Source organism: Acinetobacter sp. YH12086 (genome assembly GCF_013419345.1).
In the GTDB taxonomy this organism is placed as follows: Bacteria; Pseudomonadota; Gammaproteobacteria; order Pseudomonadales; family Moraxellaceae; genus Acinetobacter; species Acinetobacter amyesii.
The window spans coordinates 286,741-305,417 of sequence record NZ_VPAF01000004.1; the positions used below are offsets into that span (position 1 = coordinate 286,741).

The window sequence follows — 18,677 nt, forward strand, 5'->3', positions numbered from 1 at the left end:
TAAACTCCTCAAGCAGATTCAACTGCTATCAAATTTGAAATTGCATCGGACGTTTGCCAATAAAAGATGGTGCCAATTGTTGGTCGTGACGTAAGGCATCTAAAATCTTCTCTAAGGCAATATGTGCCATATCCCCTCGTACACTATGCGAATGGGTCATCGGCATATGCTCGATGCCAGCTCTTCGCGCTGACAAAATTTTAATGTCTTGTTTGTTGACCACCCAAGTATAGGCATTCACAGCCGGCATCAATGCCTTAGACAACAATTTTGGAATCGGAAATTTATAACTAACACAGGTATAAACCCTTGACTCATACGGTCCCACAGGGCTAATCAGACTATTAAACACCATGCCCGACGGCTCTCCCCAATGGTATTCCACCAAGGTAATATTCGGCGCGATAAAACTGTCGCGGTGGACTTGTTCAGCACCATGCGGATTGGTCAGCCATGGCATCATGCCAACATCTGCATCATGGTCATGATAGTCAACGACTACTTTGCGCGGCCCGACATCTATGGTGGCATCCACGGCTTTTCCCGACTCTGAACGAAACCAGCCTTCATGGACAAATATGGTATGGGTCACATCCATAATATTTTGTGCAACAGCGCCCATCTCGCCATCATAACTGCCGACCATGTAATAGCTGACCCAGCCGGCTTGATCATAAAACGGTAATTTAAATATTTCTGGGCGTTCTTGTTTTGGCTTTTCACCGAGATAAATCCATACCACCCCATCTTGCTCACACACATCAAAACTACGCTGTTTAAAAGGATGCGGTTTTTCTGGAAAAAATTGTCCATTGACACTAGGAATATGCGCCACATGCCCATCACCCTGATACGACCAACCATGATATGGACATGTCACGCAGCCATCAGTCATTTTACCCTGAGACAAAGGTACGCCACGATGCACACATTGATCAAGCAATGCAGCGGCTGTTCCATCTTTTTGTCGGAACAGGACAATTTTTTTACCATACAGGGTGGCTGAAAAAGGTTGATCTTTTTTGAGTTCTTTAGAGGTACAAGCAACGTACCATTCTTCTAATAATCCTTTGGCATCATCCCAAAAACTGGTTTGATTACACATAATTCGATCCTTATTTTTATCTTTTTTGTTTTAATCCATATGCCTTGCTCTAGCACCTACTACTACAAGCAAGTTTATATCTCGAAGCCAGTTGATCTCTCGAAAATACGCGCAAATTTTATACATGAATGTTTTGCTTGGATAGCAAAATAACGTAACTGCATCACACGCTTGCAGAAGCTCTATATTTGTTTGCTGAAATCCGTCAAAGCCATCGCGCTATATTTTTCTTCAACGGATTTACATTCACCCGACATCATTTAAGATGCGCGCTGAGCATCACAATACGCTTTTAAACACGGAGAAAAAAATAAGCTGCCGCGATAAAACCCTTGTATGGTTTTCAGCATCACCAATGTCCAAAGCGTACAGAGCAATACTGCAAAAAAAGTACCGAACTGTTGAATAGCGTGTAACTGCGTTTGTTCCGCCAAATGGATGACCGCCAAACTAAAAACGCCGAATGGAAACGTCATCGCCCACCACCCGAGATTAAAGGGTAAATCTCGTAAATGTTTTAGCGTGATGAGTATAGCGATTCCAAACCACCATACACCAAATCCAAGTAGAACAAGGGCTGCAAACACACCGCCTTGAAGTAACACCTGTCCTAAATCAACCAAATTTACTGCTGTCAAAATACGAGGGGCTTGCTCTCCCAAAAGTACCAGCGCTAACGCCCCTGTCCCAATCGGTCCTAAGGCCAACCAACTGCTGATTGCCATCTCCTTGCTTGGCAATTGATGTAAAGCCAGACGCAGCAACAAGATGCTTAAGATGGCAAAGGCTGGAAATACTGAGATTCCCCAAAGCAGATAACTCCCCAGCAAAATATGGACAGCATGGGCCTGTGCAGGTAAATGCGCCAACAATAAACCGCCTGAACTGGCAGCCACCTCGCAAGCCACTATCGGCAATAACCATACTGCGGTCATGCCTTGCAGCGCATGTTGCTGACGACTAAACATCAGAAAGGGAACACACCATGCAATCGCAATTGCCATCAACACATCGACATACCATAAATATTCAGCCCATGTGATGATGCTTACGCCCAAAAACTCAGTGTACAGCGTGGTGCCAAATTTCAATGCGCCATTGATCAGGATTGCCAGTGCCATGGGGATTGCCCCAAGAAATAAACTCATCACCGGATGCTGGAAAATCTGCTTGGCTTCTTGTGGATACAAGATCCATCGGCTGAGATACATCCCACTAAACAATATGAACAACACGATGCTGATCTGCCACAACCCTGCTCCGATGGACCACATCCACTGCGGCGCCAACGCTATAGATGGTAAAATGAGGGCCACCACACCTGTGCCCATCACCACCGTAAACCAGTTTGGGGTGAAATGACGAATCAAGTCTTGTTTATGCTGGAGTTGATAAAATGGCATTTTCATCGCATGATGCTCATCAAAATGGAATGTCTATAGTTTAAGCACACCATTAAATAAGAAAAATTGATTAATATTTATTTTTATAATTTATTTTACTGATAACCAATTCATCTCTGCATAAAAAAACTTGAGTAAAAACACAACAACAAGACGAACGCAGAAGATTATGGCAATATATAGCCCTCAAACATTTTCAACAATTGATTCGCCCATGAAGCTGCTCCGTCTGAATGCTTTAGCGCCCCACTTAGAACTCCCCAAAACTGCCGTGACCATTGGCAATTTTGATGGCGTACATTTGGGTCATCAAGCGATGGTCAGCCAGCTCAAAGACATAGCACAGCAACAAAACTTAAAAACAGCTGTGATGATTTTTGAGCCACAACCACTTGAATTCTTTAAAGCTTATGACGCTCCACCTCGAATCAGTTCACTACGTGAAAAAGTCGAATATTTAACTGAACTGGGCGTCGACTATATTGTGGTGGCGAAATTTGACAATGCCTTTCGTAATCTCAGCGCTGAAGAATTTGCCGATATTTTAAAAAATAAACTCAATACACAAAGTTTAGTTTTGGGCGAAGATCACCACTTTGGCAAAAACCGTCAAGGCAATAGCGAATTTTTACGCCAATACGGCTTCCAAGTCACAGCCCTGCAAAATGTCGAAGTCGATGGCGAACGTGTCAGTTCAACACTGGTTCGTCAGACATTACAAGCAGGCGACCTTGCCCATGCCGCAAAGCTTTTAGGTCGTCCTTATAGCATCACAGGTCGTGTACAGTATGGCGATCAAATCGGTCGCACGATTAATTTTCCTACCATTAATGTGCGTTTAAACCGTCATAAACCTTGTTTAAATGGCATTTATGCAGTCGATGTCATTTGTGAAACCGAATCTTTAACAGATAAAGTAAAAAGCGAAAATGCTGACAAATTAGGGGTTGCAGGTTATGCACCCTCTGCCCTGTTTGGTGCAGGGCATGTTGGTACGCGTCCCGCGATTAAACAGGAACATCCTGAATGGCGATTAGAAGTACATTTTCCTGATGTTTCTGCTAATCTGTATGGCCTGTTAATGCGGGTGACGTTCTTGAACTTTTTACATGGCGAAAAGGACTACCCTTCGCTTGAAGCACTGAAAGCCGGAATTGATGACGACGTCGAAAAGCTCCTTGAGTTTCGAGGTCAGCACCCTCATTTCCCCTTTTAAACCCCGATTATTTATTGTAAAACGCGTCAGTCAACGGGCTGATAAATTTGGAAGACAACTTGCATGAGCGATAAGCAAACTCCTGAAAATGCAGTGGATTATAAAGCCACGCTAAACCTCCCAGGTACTGAATTTGCGATGAAAGCAAATCTCGCAGTACGTGAAGCGAAATGGTTAGAAGAGTGGTATGCCGACAACATTTATCAGCAGATTCGTGCATCGCGTATTGGCAAGAAAAAATATGTGCTTCATGACGGCCCTCCATACGCAAATGGCCAAATTCACTTAGGCCATGCGGTGAATAAAGTCCTGAAAGACATCATCATCAAAAGCCGTGTAATGGACGGTTTTGACGCACCGTATGTACCAGGTTGGGACTGTCACGGTCTTCCAATCGAACTGAAAGTTGAAGAAAAAGTCGGTAAAGTCGGCGTGAAAGTAGATGCCTCAAATTTCCGTAAAGCGTGCCGTGAATATGCCTACACCCAAGTTGAATTACAGAAAAAAGACTTCGTGCGTATGGGTGTGTTTGGTGATTGGGACAACCCTTACCTCACCATGAACTTCAAACAAGAAGCCGACATCGTTCGTTCGCTCGGTGAAATTGCCAAAGCAGGCCATATTGAGCCGGGTCTTAAACCTGTAAACTGGTGTTTGGACTGTGGTTCTGCCTTAGCTGAAGCTGAAGTGGAATACGAAGACAAAAAATCAGATGCGATTGACGTTGGTTTTAGCGTTGTTGATTTAGCTGATTTATCTGCACGCCTAGGTGTTACAGTTAGCGATTCTACAGATATCGTGATCTGGACAACTACGCCTTGGACCATGCCTGCCAACCAAGCGGTTGCTCTACATGCTGAGCTTGAATACCAATTGGTGAAAGCAACTGGCGAAGACAAAGCAGCGCAAAACTTCATCCTTGCAAAATCATTGGTTGAATCTGCAACGCAGCGTTATGGCTTTAACGCAGTTGAAGTGATTGCTGAGTTTGCTGGTGCAAAACTTGAAAACCTAGTACTACAACATCCGTTAATTGCTGAACGCCAAGTACCAGTAATCTTAGGTGAGCATGTCACAGACGGCAGTGGTACAGGTGCTGTACATACAGCGCCAGGCCATGGTGTGGACGACTATAAAGTTGGCTTACAGTACAACCTAAAAGTCGACAATCCAGTCGGCGGCAACGGTGTGTATTTACCAACTGCGCCAATTTTTGCAGGCGAACACATCTACAAAGCTAATCCAAAAATCATTGCTGCTTTAACCGAAGCAGGCAAACTTTGGGCACATGTGGTGATCAAACATAGCTATCCACATTGCTGGCGCCATAAAACACCGATTATCTTCCGTGCAACACCGCAATGGTTCATCAGCATGGATGCAAAAGGTTTACGCCAAGGTGCATTGAACGCGATTGAAAATGACATCAGCTTCGTACCGGATTGGGGTAAAAACCGTATCCAGTCGATGATTGAAGGTCGTCCAGACTGGTGTATTTCACGTCAACGTACATGGGGCGTGCCAATTCCATTCTTCGTGCATAAAGACACCAACGAACTTCACCCGCGTACGCCTGAGCTGATCGAAGAAGTGGCGAAGCTGATTGAACAAGAAGGTATTGACGGTTGGTATAACCGTGATGCGTCTGAGTTTATCGGTGCAGATGCAGAGCAGTACAATGCGGTTCGCGATACGCTAGACGTTTGGTTTGACTCTGGAACAACACACTTTGCAGTGCTTCGTGAACGTGAAGAATTGCAAGACCCTGCTGACTTGTACCTTGAAGGTTCTGACCAACATCGTGGCTGGTTCCAATCTTCATTGTTGACGTCTATGGCAATTAACAACCGTGCACCGTACAAAGGCTTATTGACTCACGGCTTCGTTGTGGATGAGAAAGGCCGCAAAATGTCGAAGTCGATCGGTAACGTGATCACTCCACAAGACATCATCAAAGACATGGGTGCAGATGGCCTACGTTTCTGGATCGCGTCTGCAGACTACCGTTATGAAATGACTGCGGGTAAAGAAATCTTTAGCCGTGCATCAGATGGTTACCGCCGTATCCGTAACACATTGCGTTTCTTGTTGGCTAACTTGAATGGCTTCAAACCATCGACGGATGCGTTGCCTGTTGATCAATTGATCGCGCTTGATCAATACATCTTGCAACGTGCTGCGGAAGTACAGAAAACCATTCAGCAAGCCTATGAAGATATGAACTTCCATATCGTGACCAGCGCATTGACCAACTTCTGTATTAATGACTTGGGTGGTTTCTACCTCGACATCATCAAAGACCGTCAGTACACCACCAAAGCCGACTCTGCGGCGCGTCATTCTGCACAAACTGCGTTGTATCACTTGGTACAAGCTTTCGTACGTTGGATGGCACCAATCTTGACCTTCACTGCACAAGAAGCTTGGCCGTTAATTCCAGAGCAATCTGAGAAATATGTATTTACTGCGGAGTGGTATGACATTCCTGTAGCCTCTACAGCAAATTTAGTGACTGAAGCTGAATGGCAAACCTTGATCACCGTTAAATCTGCAGTGAACAAGTTTATTGAAGCTGCACGTACTGCAAAAACTGTGGGTTCAAACTTGTCTGCTAAAGTTGAACTTTGGGCCAATGCTGAGCTGAAAGCTGTTTTAGACAAATTCGGTGAAGAACTGCGTTTTGTCCTCATCACTTCTCAAGTGATTGTCAATGAATTTGATGCAGCGCAAGGTGAAGCCTCTGACCTTGATGGTTTAAATGTCAAAGTCTCTGCTGCTGATGGTGAAAAATGTGCACGCTGCTGGCATGTCCTGCCAGATGTGAATACACATCATGAACATCCAGGTCTTTGTTCTCGTTGTATTATTAACCTTCCTACAGGTCAAGGCGAAGAGAGAAAATATGCCTAATCCACAAGAAAAAAAGGGCTTCTTTCAATTCTACCCACACAATTTAGTGTGGGTGGGCTTATCCATTGTTGCCATTATTTTGGATCAATGGACCAAATGGATTGCAAGTACACATCTGAACTACGCAGATCCTGTACCTGTCATGCCCTTTTTAAATTGGACATTACTACATAACTATGGCGCTGCCTTTAGTTTCTTGTCCGATGCCGGTGGATGGCAACGTTATTTCTTTACTTCACTCGCAGGACTTGTGTCTGTCATTTTTGTATTTTGGCTCATGCGTATGCCAAAAAACGTGAAAGTCCTTCCGATTGCCATTGCCCTAATTTTAGGCGGCGCAATCGGTAACTTAATTGACCGCGTATCTTTAGGCTATGTGGTGGATTTCATTCACGTGTATTACAACAACAGTCACTTTCCTGCATTTAATATTGCAGACAGTGCCATTACTTTAGGCACGATTCTGCTTCTTATCGATACGTTTTTCTTAGAAAAACACCGAATTCAACGTGCGGAAGCGCAAAATGACTGATTTTATCAATCCTAACGAGGAAACTCGTATTGAAGAAGGCTCTAAAGTAGACCTTCACTTTTCTGTTGCTATTGAAAATGGCGTAGAAATTGACAATACCCGTAGCCGTGCTGAACCTGTCAGCCTTGTCATGGGTGATGGCAGCTTATTACCGGGTTTTGAGAAAGCTTTATTCGGTTTACGTGCAGGTGACCGCCGTACCGTAAGCCTTCCTCCTGAAGATGCTTTTGGTCCATGGAACCCAGAAAACGTACAAAAGTTTGATACTGTCAAATTTGAGCAACGTCCTGTTGAAGGCCATATGATTGAGTTTGAAGATAAAGCCAAACAAAGTCTGTATGGGGTGATCAAAACTGTGGGTGAAGACATTACCGAAGTGGATTTCAACCACCCTCTAGCCGGTAAAAATATCACCTTTGAAGTTGAAATTTTCAAAGTGACCCCTGCCGGTCAACAAGGCGTGAAACTGATCTAAGTTTCAGCAAATAAAAAGCTCCTTCGGGAGCTTTTTTTATCACTATTTTTATAACTATCAATCGACTCGATACATTTTCTGTATATGCAACGGACCGTTTTCATATTAATTTAATGCAAGACTTTAAAACAAGACAGGAAATACGATGAAACTTCATATTATTGTCGGCAGTGTCCGCGAAGGCCGTACGGCAATTAAAATTGCCAACTGGCTACTTTCAGAAATCGAAAGCTATGACTACAGTACCGTAGAAACTGAAATTGTCGATTTAAAAGAATGGGATCTGCCAATTTTTGCAGGCGCACATCCGCCATTAACCGGGATTTATGACCAACCCAAACAACAAGCATGGGCAGATAAAATCGCACAAGGTGACGCATTTATTTTCATTAGCCCTGAATATAACCACGGCTACAGCCCTGCGCTCAAAAATGCATTGGATTACCTCGGTAAAGAATGGGCCGGAAAACCTGCGGCATACGTTAGCTATGGTGGCACCAATGGTTCACGTTCGATTGATCAAATTCGCCAAGTGGCAACCCAATTGGGCTTAATTGACAGTAATGCTGTAGTCGAAATTCGCGATATTTTCGCACGTAACCGTGCTGAAACCTTTGAAGGTAATGAGTTTGATAACAAAGCTCTAAAATCTGTGTTTGATAAATTGGTGCAGTATGTCAGTGCTTAACTCATGTCATGCGTTCGATGTAAGAAAATGCTTACAGCAGATGGCGTCCTTGACCACTATGCTAATTGAAGCACCTTATTTATAGTTAAACCATACAGAGACAGGAAGTTTCTAGAATAAAAAGAATGGAACATGCAGGAAGCGATTGATTTGACAGGAGTTGAATCTTAGCAATATACGAAAAAGCCCCAACAGGACGTTGGGGCTTTTTCATTTCGTTCTGTATGCTTAATCATAATGAAGCCCACCTAGGTAGGCTCCTTCTAATCATTGCGATATAGAATATTATCTTGCTTTCGACACATCCACAATTAATCGTGTTGCCAAATACAAACGCGGAATAATACTGTCTTTTAAAATATATTCTGCATTGCTTGAGTGAGCCCCATCTCCTGATAATCCCATTCCCTCAATTACAGCAGCTTTCGACTTTACTCCAGCAAAAGCAGCATCAGTACCGCCTCCTGTTGGAGTCAAAGAAACAGTCAATGGAATGTTTAACTCATTTTTATAGATGTCTTGCGCTTTTTCAGCCAACTTTTTAGAGGCATCATTTACAGCCAACGGTGGACGGCGGACTTCAAATTTCACACTGACTTGGCTATCTGATAACTTTTTATTTTTGATTTTCTCATTTAACGTTTTTTCCACGGCCTCAAAGTCTTGGACACGTAGTGCTCTGACATCCGCCTGTGCAGCAGCATGTTCTGGAATGACATTGCGTGTTTTACCCGCTTCCGCCACAGTCCAATTCAGCTTTAACCCAGTGTTAGGATCAGATAGATTTTGCATTTGTGCGATTTGGTGAGAGAGCTCAGTGAGTGCATTCACCCCTGCCTCAGGTTTCACACCGGCATGTGAAGATTTTCCTTTAATTTCTAAATAGGCTGCGCCAATGCCACTGGTTGCCAGACGTAAGTTACCATCTTTACCGCCCCCTTCAAAAGACAACACCACATCCTGATCTTGTGCTGTTTCTGTAATCAACTTACGTGAGGCAGGTGAGCTGATTTCCTCATCTGAATTCATCAAAACAGTGATCGTGCCATAGTCTTTATAATTCAATTTTTTAAGGGTATTCAAAACATGCAAAATTGCAGCTACCCCTTGTTTATCATCAATGATACCTAAGCCATAGACCTGATTACCGTCAATTTTAAACGGTTGGTTTTTAAGCATTCCCCGTTCATAAACCGTATCCATATGCGCGATCATCATGATTTTACTTTTACCTTGACCTTTCAATACCCCTTTAACTATTGGTCCCATTTTCTCAGGTGTATCGTCCATGCGATAAATATCTGTACTTTCGATCACACTCACTTCAGCACCGACATTCTTCAACTGATCTGCCACCACTTTGGCCATTTGATTCAGGCCTTCAAGATCCTTACTGCCGGATTCAATATTGACCAAGGTTTTCAAGGTCTCTAAATAACTTTGCTTTTGACTTTCCACAACTTGCTTAATCTCTTGTGGAGATGCTGCCCAACTTGCTGAAGCACTAAGCGCAATGACGCAGCTTAATGCGAGCTGAAGTTTTGATGTCGTCCGTTGTTGTGTAAGTGTTCTTAGCATCGATCTTATTCCCTGTATATTTTTCATTATGAATTTTTAATGTCTGATAAATTAGTTCACCATTCAACAAATTAATCGCAAAAATATGTAACACCGCTGATGAAGATTTTAATCTCATCAAAACCAGCTTCCCGCTGTTTTAAAACAGGTTTAGATCGATTTGGGTCAATAGTTCTATAGGTCGATAGCCTTAATGCTGTGCAATACATTGACGCGACGGACAAAATGATAATTTAGGTGTTGTACGTTTTGGCTTACATCAGATGCGGATAATAGACACTATTCACGTTATTGGATTACTTTTATATTAAGGTCATACAGCGACAGGATGTCACTGACCATAAAACAACAATAATAAGACAATGAGCAGGAAGCTTAACGGTAGGACAGGAGTTATACCGCTAGAATGAATCCGAAAAAGCCCCGACAGGATGTCGGGGCTTTTTTCGTTTAGGCTCCGTGAAAGCAACATTCCATGTATTTGCACAGACTAAACATCCACCTGAAAACCTAAATCAACATCACAAGCGGCTTGACCACCTCGAATCCCCCAGTTTTTTTGGGGGCTTTCACATAAGGTAATGATGATATGGTCGGCCGGAATGCCAAATTCCACCAAATTCTGCACCAGCATTTGATATAACTTACGCTTGGTTGCTAAGGTTCGTCCCGCAAAACAATCGAGGGTGATATGTGTAAAGCGCTCAGGCTGCGTCAAATGATCAAACACCTGAAACCGATGTGGCGCATGCACTTGCAAACGTATATTGCGGTCATATCGAGGCAGTTGAAAACTCTGTTGTAAGGCGTCAAAGACAGCATTCATCAGCTGTTGTTCTTGTTCTATGCTGTATTGCATCCGTATATCGATTTGTGTTGCAGGCATGCGCGAAACTCATTGTTGTTATTTAAATCACTACACTAGCAGGATTTAGCGGCGTTCTGCTGTAGGCATTTACCTACAGCGCTTGCAGTAATTACGCCTGTAGCCTTAACAGCAACGCGCCTATAGTAAGAACATACAGAGACAGGATGTCTTGCAATAAAAATAAATAATGCACATGCAGCAGGAACGCTGATCGGTATGACAGGAGTCATATCTTTAGAATGAATCTAAAAAGCCCTCGATAGGATGTCGAGGGCTTTTTTCATGTCGTCATTCATTCAGCGATCGCACTCTATTCGTCGAAAAATCGCAATTTATCAACAATACTTACATCGCAACAGTAAAACTGTACTTATAATCGGCAGAGAATTTAGACAGAATAACGGCTGCGAGTTCAGCAGCTCGAACTGTCAGCGCTTAGGGATTAGGCGACAACAATAAAAATTGAATTAAAAAATTAGAGAATGACCTATGCAATTGCAACAGCAACAACTGAATAGTTTTACCCGCATTTTTCATGCCGCTCCAGAACACAATAGCCCGCAAGATCTTGCACAATATATTGGCGCGCATCGACAAGAGCTTTTACAACAAATCCATGAAAATGGCATCTTACTGTTTCGTGGTTTTAACATCGAGCAACCCGAACAATTTAACCAACTGATTGAACAATATTTCCAGTTTACCCCATGGAATGCATTTAACCCCAATATGCCCAGCTGGGTTGCATCATGGATGCGAAAATACAGCGAGAAATTGCTCGGCGCAGGCGACTACCGTCGTTATATAGATCGCAACACAGTGCAATTAGGTCCAGTCGAAAACTCAGTACAAGGTCCGCATGTTGAAGGCGGCGTGCGCTCAGAACGCTCGCGTTATATCGCCTTATTTTGTCAGGAACCTTCGACGTATTTAGCAGAAACTGGATTTAATAACTTAGAGCAAATTTGGGAGAGTTTTCCGAAACATCTACAAGAAAAATATCTCGGCGCATGGAACCATTTTTCTTATGTCTCGGCGCGCGAGGTGGGATTATTTGATCGGTTATTGCTGAAAAAGAGCCCGTTTAGTTTAGAGATTCGACAAGATAAAAAAGCCAAACTGACCTTACAGCGTTCGCCACTGGTGATTCATCACCCTGATACAAAAAAGCATGTGATTCAGCCATGGGCTTTTGCCAATAATACCAATCCATTTGCCCATCAGGCCGCGAAAAATTGCTTTGAAAATCGAGGGGACATTGAAATTGATTCGACGGCGGATGGCATGCAACTGACTTGGGAAATTTACACGCCAGAAGGTCAACAAATTGAATGGAACGATGCCGAAAAGCAGCAATTTTTTGATGCGATGTATAAAGATGCCCTGCTTTTACAGTGGCATAAAGGCGATGTTGCTATTGTGGATAATATTAAAATTGCGCATTGGCGAATGAATGGAGAACAAGGAAATCGTAAATTAATTCAAATTCAAGCCAATGCATTTAATGCCGATGAGCACTATGCGGCTTAGCTGACGTATTTAAAATTCGTGTAGGCCTGTATGTGAGAAGCCCCGTAGGGGCTTTTTTTTATTTTTTGAATTTTTTGTTTATTTTTTAGCCACTATTTAGGCTCAATTTTGAATAACCATGCCTTTTCTCCATCTTCAATGCCCCAAATACTGCCGTCTTTGGTTTCAATGAGTCCACGGATACGCTGTGGCATGGCAATTCGTTGTGTTTCTTGGACAGGTTTAAGCTCTGTATCAACAATTACAATCGCTTGTGAAGATAAGCCACCAATCAGGGCCTTATTTTTCCACTGTGGGAAACGATCGCCCTGATAAAACATCAGACTGGATGGTGAAATCACAGGTGTCCAACTGATGAGCGGCGCTTCAAATTCAGGCCGTGTATGATGATCAGGAATCGGTTGATCATCATAATGATCGCCATTCGACACATGCGGATAGCCATAGTTTTTCGCACGCTGCACGAGATTTAACTCATCACCGCCTTTCGGGCCCATTTCGGCCACCCACAGCTGTTGTTTTGCATCAAATGCCATGCCTAAAGGGTTACGGTGCCCGAAACTCCACACTTGCTTTGCAACTTCGCCTTGGGTCTGAAATGGATTATCCGCAGCAGGTGTTCCATCACTATTTAAGCGCAGTACTTTACCCAAATTTGACTGCAGATCTTGTGCAGGATCAAACTTCTGACGTTCGCCCGAACTCACCCATAATTTTCCATCTGCACCAAACTGCATACGGTGTGAATAATGGCCTTGACCTTCTACTTTTGGAATTTGCCTCCAAATGATTTTCCGCTGTTTTAAACTTGGTGCAGCTTCATTGAGGTTTAATGTGGCTTTTTCGATGACAGCGCCATAACCGCCCTGTCCCGCTTCTGCATAGCTCAAGTATATCTGATGATTTTTTTCAAACTGCGGATCAAGTGCAATATCACCTAATCCGCCTTGTCCGCCATAGGCAACTTTGGGAAGGTTTTTCACCTGTATTTTCTGCTGATTTTGCGGGTTAAAGATGATCAGTTGACCTTTTCTTTCAGTTAGCAATAAGCGTCCATCTGGGAGTTGTTGAAACGCCCAAGGTTCATTAAATTGAGCGATTTTTTGTATTTTAAAGCGTTGTTCTTGCTGGATTTGTGCCGATTTTTGAGCTTGGCTTGGTGTTTGATCTTGTGCTGTAGTTGTGGTGTTTTCCGCATGGCATGCGGCTGTCATCAAGATACCGACGATGAGGCTAGGCATTCGAAAATATTGTATACATTGTTTCATTTACTGTTCCCTTCCCTTTTATAATCATTTGATTCTAATCAATTAATCAGATGATTTTTCTTTGGAAAGGTAACAGAATAATTTTGTACGTTTTGGCTTACATGACATGCAGAAAATTGCGGCTTTCCAAGTTTATGAAACAGGCCTAATCTACAGTTATCAGGAGACAGGAAGTTTCCGAAACATAAAACAATAACAATAAGTTTCTGCATCAGGACGTGAGATATGACAAGGAGTTGTATCTAGAACACGAAATACGAAGAAAACCCCGACAGGATGTCGGGGTTTTCTTTTTTATAGCTGATTTTTTAAAGAATTCGCTCTAATCTAGAATTTTCGAATAATTTCTCTGTCAAAACTTCTTACACTTTCCTGCGAAATTATTACATACCCAAATCCGTCAAGTTGCTAGCGTGGTAGACAATCCTCATTGCAAGGAGTCAATCATGACTTTAAAAGCTTTAGTGATAACGTCAAATGTCGGTGTTGAACATGATGAGCTGATTCAACCCTTAAATTATTTAAATGAAAAGGGAATTGAAGCCATTCATGCCGCTGTTAAACATGCTGCGGTCCAGACAGTAAAAGCAGACAAAAAGGTCGAAGCTGAAGTCCAACCCAATGCCCAATTGAGCAGCGTAAATGCTGAAGACTATGACGTGTTGGTGATTCCGGGTGGAACTGTCAATGCAGATCATCTACGGATCGATGAAGATGCGCTGCGGCTTATTCAAAACTTTGCTAGCCATCAAAAACCTATTGCTGCAATTTGTCATGGTCCTTGGGCGCTCATTAATGCTGAACGAATTCGTGATAAAACTCTGACGTCTTATAAAAGTATTCGTTTGGATTTGGAAAATGCGGGTGCACATTGGGTCGATGAGCAGGTGCACCGCTGTAATACGGGTGGTTGGGTGCTCATTACTTCTCGTTGTCCAGATGACTTGCCTGCGTTTAATCAAGCGATTCAGCAGGAGCTTGAGCAACAGCAACAGCAACAGCAACAGCAACAGCAACAGCAACAGCAACAGCAACAGCAACAGCAACAGCAACAGCAACAGCAACAGCAACAGCAACAGCAACAGCAACAGCAACAATAATACTAAAATGAAAATACCCGCATATTGCATGCGGGTATTTTATGAATCAACATTATAAAATATATGGCTTACAAATTTTTTAAGTAAGCTACCACATCATCATTGCCTGCCATTTCTGCGAGCTCTAATGCTGTGTATTGGGTCTTATGCTGTACATTTGCACCTTTCTCTACCAATAGCTTCACTACGTCTAAATAGCCGTTTTCTGCGGCTGCATGCAGTGCGCTGTAGCCTTCTTCATCGGCAGTGTTTACGTCTGTGCCATTTGCCAAAGATTTTTCGACTTCTGCGCGTTCACCTAAAGATGCCCAGTACACCAGTTCAGGCAGATGCAGCTCTTCATCATCTTCAGGGATTGGGGAGATAGAATTAAATTGCATGATCATAATACCTATTTGTAATTTCTATAAATATCGCTTGTCAATTAATGACCATGGCAGAATTGGTCATATAAATCAGTTTATTTAACGAATTTTATCAAATCTATTTAAAGCGTAATTCACAGTTTCCTTTGAATTTAATAAATATTTTCCATTTTTATCGCGTTCAATACGAATGGATAATTTAGCCGCTTGTGTAATAGTTCCAGATTCCAGTAATCGACTGATATCACTATTTGGAAGAATAATATAATTATTTACATAAGATGGACCATTACATGATCGTAATACAAAAATATAGAAAGTAGATGATGCATCCTTTGAATCATAAGATCTCTGATTTATCGTGAATCTATACTGATTATTTGATTCAGATATATTGGCTGTTTTAACCTGTATATGAAAGTATTTATTATCTTTTGCTGCGACAAGATCAATACCATCATCAACAGCCATATATGATGTATTAAATCCAAAAAATAATAATTCAGCCATCACTGCAAATTCACCAGCCTTGCCCGTATACAGTGCATTAACTGTAGGTGGCGGTGGAACAATATCAGGTACAACTTTTTTGATTTTTAATCTGTAAATTCCCCGTCTTGGAGCACCTTTAGAATTTTTTGGTTTTGTGAACTCTGATTTTGTTTTATATTTGTCAATATCCTTTGAAAGTATCGAAGAGATTTTCTTAGATAAAACATCTAGATGCTGCTGAGTATGAGGATATTTCGCTACGATTGCTTCTGCTATTTGATCAACATGCATTTCTTTTCGCGATTCCTTCATTACTTCTTTAATTTGCTCAATAAACTCCATCTCTCCCCCCATAAAATAGTCATAGTTAAGTTTTTATATCTTTTTTAAAAACTTATAAATATAGAATATTAGAAAATATAAAATAATTATTTTATTAGCATTTTAAATAACCAAAAAAAAGCCCCCTTACGGAGGCTTTTCTATTTAAAGAATCACAACTTAAGCTTTGGCTGTAGATGCCTCTTTAACATCAATTTTATCACTGTCATTTTCATGCGTGATCAATGCAACCGCGATCGCAGTAATCAGTACAGGTAAACCTACCGCCATAAAGTTGAAATGCGCAGGTAAGTTCATACCGAGCAAACCACCAATCAAGATCGGCCCTACAATCGCGCCCATACGACCGATCGCAGAAGACCAACCAATACCCGTCGAACGTACAGCAAGTGGGTAATACTGCGCCACATAGCTGTACAGCAGCATTTGCGAACCAATAGATGCAGCACCTGCCAAGAACACCAAGATGTATAGCAAGAACTGATTAGACTGGAAGCCCATCAAGCTCATCACAATCGCGCCCATCATACCCAAAACCATCAACACAGGTTTTAAATGGAAACGGTCAGCCAAAATACCACCGCCCACAATACCCACAACTGCGCCCACGTTCATGACCATCATGAACATTAAGCTGTTATCCATAGAATAACCGGCTGCCATCATCAGTTTTGGTAACCAGCTGCTTAGCGCATACATGGTCAATAGGCACGTAAAGAACGCCACCCAAAACAGCAATGTATTTACGGCACGACCACGGCGGAACAAGCTCACCACGTTTGCTGCTTCTGGTACATTTTCCTGTGGTAAAGTGAACACTGTATTTTCAGTCACTTTCACTTCAGGTGCTAAGCGCTTCACGATACTGCGGGCTTTTTCCTGTTTGTTTTCTTTCACCATAAATGCCAAAGATTCAGGTAAAAATTTCCAAATCACAGGTAAAAGAAAAAGTGGAATACCCGCAATAAAGAACATGATTTGCCAACCAAAGTCAGGGGTGAACCATGAACCTAAAAGTGCCGCCATCACACCACCGACTGCATAACCACTAAACATGGTCGTTACCAGTGTGCTACGCATCTTCTGCGGCGCGTATTCCGACGTTAAAGCCACAAGGTTAGGCATTACACCGCCAATCCCTAAACCAGCCAAGAAACGCAAAATACCAAATTCTGTTGGATTCGACGCAAAACCACCAGCAAAGGTCAAACCACTAAATAAAACAATACAGATCATAATGACTTTTTTACGGCCAATCTTATCTGCTAAAGAACCAAAGAACATGGCACCAAACATCATACCTGCGAGCGCAGTACTGGCAAGCATCCCCGCTTGCATTGCACTTAAGCCCCAGTCTTGCATGAGTAAAGGTAAAACCACACCATTGATTGCTAGGTCGTAGCCATCAAATAAAATAATCAATAAGCACCAAGCCACAACATTGAAGTGGAACGGGGTAAACTTAGCCTTATCGACTACAGAATTTATGTCTATTTTTTCCGTTGTCATCGTTCTCATCTCCCATGAGTACTTGTCCATAACATTCATTGAATTTTTAAGTAAAATTCAACAGCCACGGAATATACGGAACAGTGTTTTCTAGGGATATTAGACGTATGTTTAATAAATCGAATTACTTATAAGTACATGTTAATTTTATTATTTTTCATGTTTTAGTTTAATTATTAAACATTATCAATATATGATTATTTAACTGATTTTTTTAAATAATAATACCCTTATTTTCAGGCTTAATTCTTCTATTCTTTCATTAAACTTCAGAACGACAGACCATCATTTATTTCTATCTTTAGTTTAGAAAAATTTTAAATGTCTAAAAAACAAACGTAACCATATATATAGAAAAGCTCGTTTGAACACTCTTGATTGTTTTAAATGCATTGATAGCCCTGAGACTAAGCAATCACCTGCTTACAGCGAAATCCACGAGACGCATAATATGACTGCGCGCTATTATGATAGCTAAATACATGATCATAACGTCGATCACAAAACAGTGCCCCGCCCTTTTGCCGCATATCAACTGGCGTCACAATCCAGCTCGAAGTCTTCAAATTAAAATTGAAAACTTTCTGTATCGCACGATATTCTTCTTCTGTCAGCAGCTCAGCACCGATGTCTCGAACCATGTCTATAACGTTATTTTTCGGAGGATGATCCTTCCGATTCTTCAAGGCATCACGGTCATAACATAAGCTTCGTCTAGATTTTGGCGACTCTAAGCTGCAATCATAAAATATCAGGTCATTAGATTGCCGATTCAGCGTCACAATATCTGGCTCACCGCCTGTTATTTCCATTTCGATTAAAATTTTTAGTTTTGAGGACTGTGCTATCAATTGTTTTTTAACTTCATCCCAAAGCAATTCTGGATGACGCTGCATATTTGCCTAAAAGCGTTGCTGCAATATCTCTAAAATAAAGATTTCATCGAGATCTTGGAGCGTATGTATATTCTATTATTTTTATACATTGCAGACTGAATTTCACTATAAAGAATATAAGCTCACCTTGATGTAAATTTTTTGCGCTATTTAGCCTCATTCTTTTTAAATATCTCTCGTTTTCCTATTTTTGTGCTTTAGCTTTTTCTACTTTTATAACGTTCGTTTCCTTTTATCTTTTTCCGAACACATAAAAAAACACCCCCTGACGTATCAGGGGGTGTTTCGAATAATGAGCTGGCGATGACTTACTCTCACATGGGTAACCCCACACTACCATCAGCGCTAAGAGGTTTCACTTCTGAGTTCGGGAAGGGATCAGGTGGTTCACTCTTGCTAT

14 protein-coding genes, 1 rRNA gene and 2 pseudogenes are annotated in these 18,677 nt (G+C 41.9%); 7 read left to right on the plus strand and 10 right to left on the minus strand.

Features of this window, described 5'->3' with window-relative positions; genetic code table 11:
* Positions 1-28: 28 nt before the first annotated feature.
* The gene (locus FTU29_RS07290; RefSeq protein WP_078193281.1) at positions 29-1,105 is read right to left on the minus strand and encodes an aromatic ring-hydroxylating dioxygenase subunit alpha; all 1,077 of its coding nucleotides are present in this window, start codon (positions 1,103-1,105) and stop codon (positions 29-31) included.
* 260 nt (positions 1,106-1,365) lie between these two features.
* The gene (locus FTU29_RS07295; RefSeq protein ID WP_180121142.1) at positions 1,366-2,514 is read right to left on the minus strand and encodes a TDT family transporter; all 1,149 of its coding nucleotides are present in this window, start codon (positions 2,512-2,514) and stop codon (positions 1,366-1,368) included.
* Positions 2,515-2,722: 208 nt separating this feature from the next.
* On the opposite strand from FTU29_RS07295, the gene ribF reads away from it, so the two are divergent.
* From ribF to FTU29_RS07320, 5 genes are all read left to right on the plus strand, one after another.
* Entirely contained in the window at positions 2,723-3,724 is a 1,002-nt protein-coding gene (gene ribF / locus FTU29_RS07300) for a riboflavin biosynthesis protein RibF (RefSeq protein ID WP_111886018.1), read from the plus strand.
* A gap of 63 nt (positions 3,725-3,787) precedes the next feature.
* Positions 3,788-6,634, plus strand: a complete 2,847-nt coding sequence (ileS, locus tag FTU29_RS07305) for an isoleucine--tRNA ligase (RefSeq protein WP_180121144.1) — start codon at positions 3,788-3,790, stop codon at positions 6,632-6,634.
* Positions 6,627-7,166, plus strand: a complete 540-nt coding sequence (gene lspA / locus FTU29_RS07310) for a signal peptidase II (RefSeq protein WP_078190655.1) — start codon at positions 6,627-6,629, stop codon at positions 7,164-7,166. The genes ileS and lspA overlap by 8 nt, the downstream gene beginning before the upstream one ends.
* Positions 7,159-7,641, plus strand: a complete 483-nt coding sequence (locus FTU29_RS07315; protein ID WP_078190656.1) for a peptidylprolyl isomerase — start codon at positions 7,159-7,161, stop codon at positions 7,639-7,641. Before lspA ends, FTU29_RS07315 begins: the two co-directional genes overlap by 8 nt.
* 145 nt (positions 7,642-7,786) lie before the next feature.
* Positions 7,787-8,329, plus strand: coding sequence for an NADPH-dependent FMN reductase (locus FTU29_RS07320; RefSeq protein WP_180024676.1), 543 nt, complete (start codon positions 7,787-7,789; stop codon positions 8,327-8,329).
* A 285-nt stretch (positions 8,330-8,614) separates the two neighbouring features.
* On the opposite strand, the gene FTU29_RS07325 is transcribed toward FTU29_RS07320, so the two are convergent.
* Positions 8,615-9,907, minus strand: a complete 1,293-nt coding sequence (locus tag FTU29_RS07325) for a glutamate carboxypeptidase (RefSeq protein ID WP_180121146.1) — start codon at positions 9,905-9,907, stop codon at positions 8,615-8,617.
* Between the two features lie 490 nt (positions 9,908-10,397).
* Positions 10,398-10,793, minus strand: a complete 396-nt coding sequence (locus tag FTU29_RS07330) for a tautomerase family protein (protein WP_180121148.1) — start codon at positions 10,791-10,793, stop codon at positions 10,398-10,400.
* A gap of 471 nt (positions 10,794-11,264) precedes the next feature.
* Between FTU29_RS07330 and FTU29_RS07335 the strand changes: the two genes are divergently transcribed.
* Positions 11,265-12,305, plus strand: a complete 1,041-nt coding sequence (locus FTU29_RS07335) for a TauD/TfdA family dioxygenase (RefSeq protein ID WP_180121150.1) — start codon at positions 11,265-11,267, stop codon at positions 12,303-12,305.
* Between the two features lie 92 nt (positions 12,306-12,397).
* Here the strand turns inward: FTU29_RS07335 and FTU29_RS07340 are convergent, their stop codons facing one another.
* A complete protein-coding gene (locus FTU29_RS07340; RefSeq protein WP_373423584.1) occupies positions 12,398-13,573 on the minus strand; it encodes a PQQ-dependent sugar dehydrogenase in 1,176 nt (391 codons plus the stop codon).
* Positions 13,574-14,019: 446 nt separating this feature from the next.
* Here FTU29_RS07340 and FTU29_RS07345 point away from each other — a divergent pair.
* A pseudogene (locus FTU29_RS07345) lies at positions 14,020-14,556 on the plus strand (type 1 glutamine amidotransferase domain-containing protein); the annotation flags it as partial.
* Between the two features lie 185 nt (positions 14,557-14,741).
* Here FTU29_RS07345 and FTU29_RS07350 read toward each other — a convergent pair.
* The 5 genes and pseudogenes from FTU29_RS07350 to rrf form a co-directional block, all read right to left on the minus strand.
* Complete coding sequence (locus FTU29_RS07350; RefSeq protein ID WP_180121154.1) at positions 14,742-15,053, minus strand: ankyrin repeat domain-containing protein; 312 nt, start codon at positions 15,051-15,053, stop codon at positions 14,742-14,744.
* Between the two features lie 84 nt (positions 15,054-15,137).
* The gene (locus FTU29_RS07355; RefSeq protein ID WP_180024683.1) at positions 15,138-15,872 is read right to left on the minus strand and encodes a group I intron-associated PD-(D/E)XK endonuclease; all 735 of its coding nucleotides are present in this window, start codon (positions 15,870-15,872) and stop codon (positions 15,138-15,140) included.
* Between the two features lie 159 nt (positions 15,873-16,031).
* Complete coding sequence (locus tag FTU29_RS07360; RefSeq protein ID WP_180024684.1) at positions 16,032-17,381, minus strand: MFS transporter; 1,350 nt, start codon at positions 17,379-17,381, stop codon at positions 16,032-16,034.
* Positions 17,382-17,788: 407 nt separating this feature from the next.
* Positions 17,789-18,346 (minus strand): annotated as a pseudogene (locus tag FTU29_RS07365) (DUF4256 domain-containing protein).
* 226 nt (positions 18,347-18,572) lie between these two features.
* A 5S ribosomal RNA gene (gene rrf / locus FTU29_RS07370) occupies positions 18,573-18,677 on the minus strand; the annotation flags it as partial.

Excerpts from the sequence above, each read along its gene's own strand:
- ribF (WP_111886018.1), top strand. The coding sequence starts at position 2,723 with ATGAAGCTGCTCCGTCTGAATGCTTTAGCGCCCCACTTAGAACTCCCC.
- FTU29_RS07320 (WP_180024676.1), top strand. The coding sequence starts at position 7,787 with ATGAAACTTCATATTATTGTCGGCAGTGTCCGCGAAGGCCGTACGGCA.
- FTU29_RS07315 (WP_078190656.1), top strand. The coding sequence starts at position 7,159 with ATGACTGATTTTATCAATCCTAACGAGGAAACTCGTATTGAAGAAGGC.
- FTU29_RS07295 (WP_180121142.1), bottom strand. The coding sequence starts at position 2,514 with ATGAAAATGCCATTTTATCAACTCCAGCATAAACAAGACTTGATTCGT.
- FTU29_RS07350 (WP_180121154.1), bottom strand. The coding sequence starts at position 15,053 with ATGCAATTTAATTCTATCTCCCCAATCCCTGAAGATGATGAAGAGCTG.
- FTU29_RS07335 (WP_180121150.1), top strand. The coding sequence starts at position 11,265 with ATGCAATTGCAACAGCAACAACTGAATAGTTTTACCCGCATTTTTCAT.
- FTU29_RS07355 (WP_180024683.1), bottom strand. The coding sequence starts at position 15,872 with ATGGAGTTTATTGAGCAAATTAAAGAAGTAATGAAGGAATCGCGAAAA.
- ileS (WP_180121144.1), top strand. The coding sequence starts at position 3,788 with ATGAGCGATAAGCAAACTCCTGAAAATGCAGTGGATTATAAAGCCACG.
- FTU29_RS07290 (WP_078193281.1), bottom strand. The coding sequence starts at position 1,105 with ATGTGTAATCAAACCAGTTTTTGGGATGATGCCAAAGGATTATTAGAA.
- FTU29_RS07360 (WP_180024684.1), bottom strand. The coding sequence starts at position 17,381 with ATGACAACGGAAAAAATAGACATAAATTCTGTAGTCGATAAGGCTAAG.
- FTU29_RS07330 (WP_180121148.1), bottom strand. The coding sequence starts at position 10,793 with ATGCCTGCAACACAAATCGATATACGGATGCAATACAGCATAGAACAA.
- FTU29_RS07325 (WP_180121146.1), bottom strand. The coding sequence starts at position 9,907 with ATGCTAAGAACACTTACACAACAACGGACGACATCAAAACTTCAGCTC.
- lspA (WP_078190655.1), top strand. The coding sequence starts at position 6,627 with ATGCCTAATCCACAAGAAAAAAAGGGCTTCTTTCAATTCTACCCACAC.
- FTU29_RS07340 (WP_373423584.1), bottom strand. The coding sequence starts at position 13,573 with ATGAAACAATGTATACAATATTTTCGAATGCCTAGCCTCATCGTCGGT.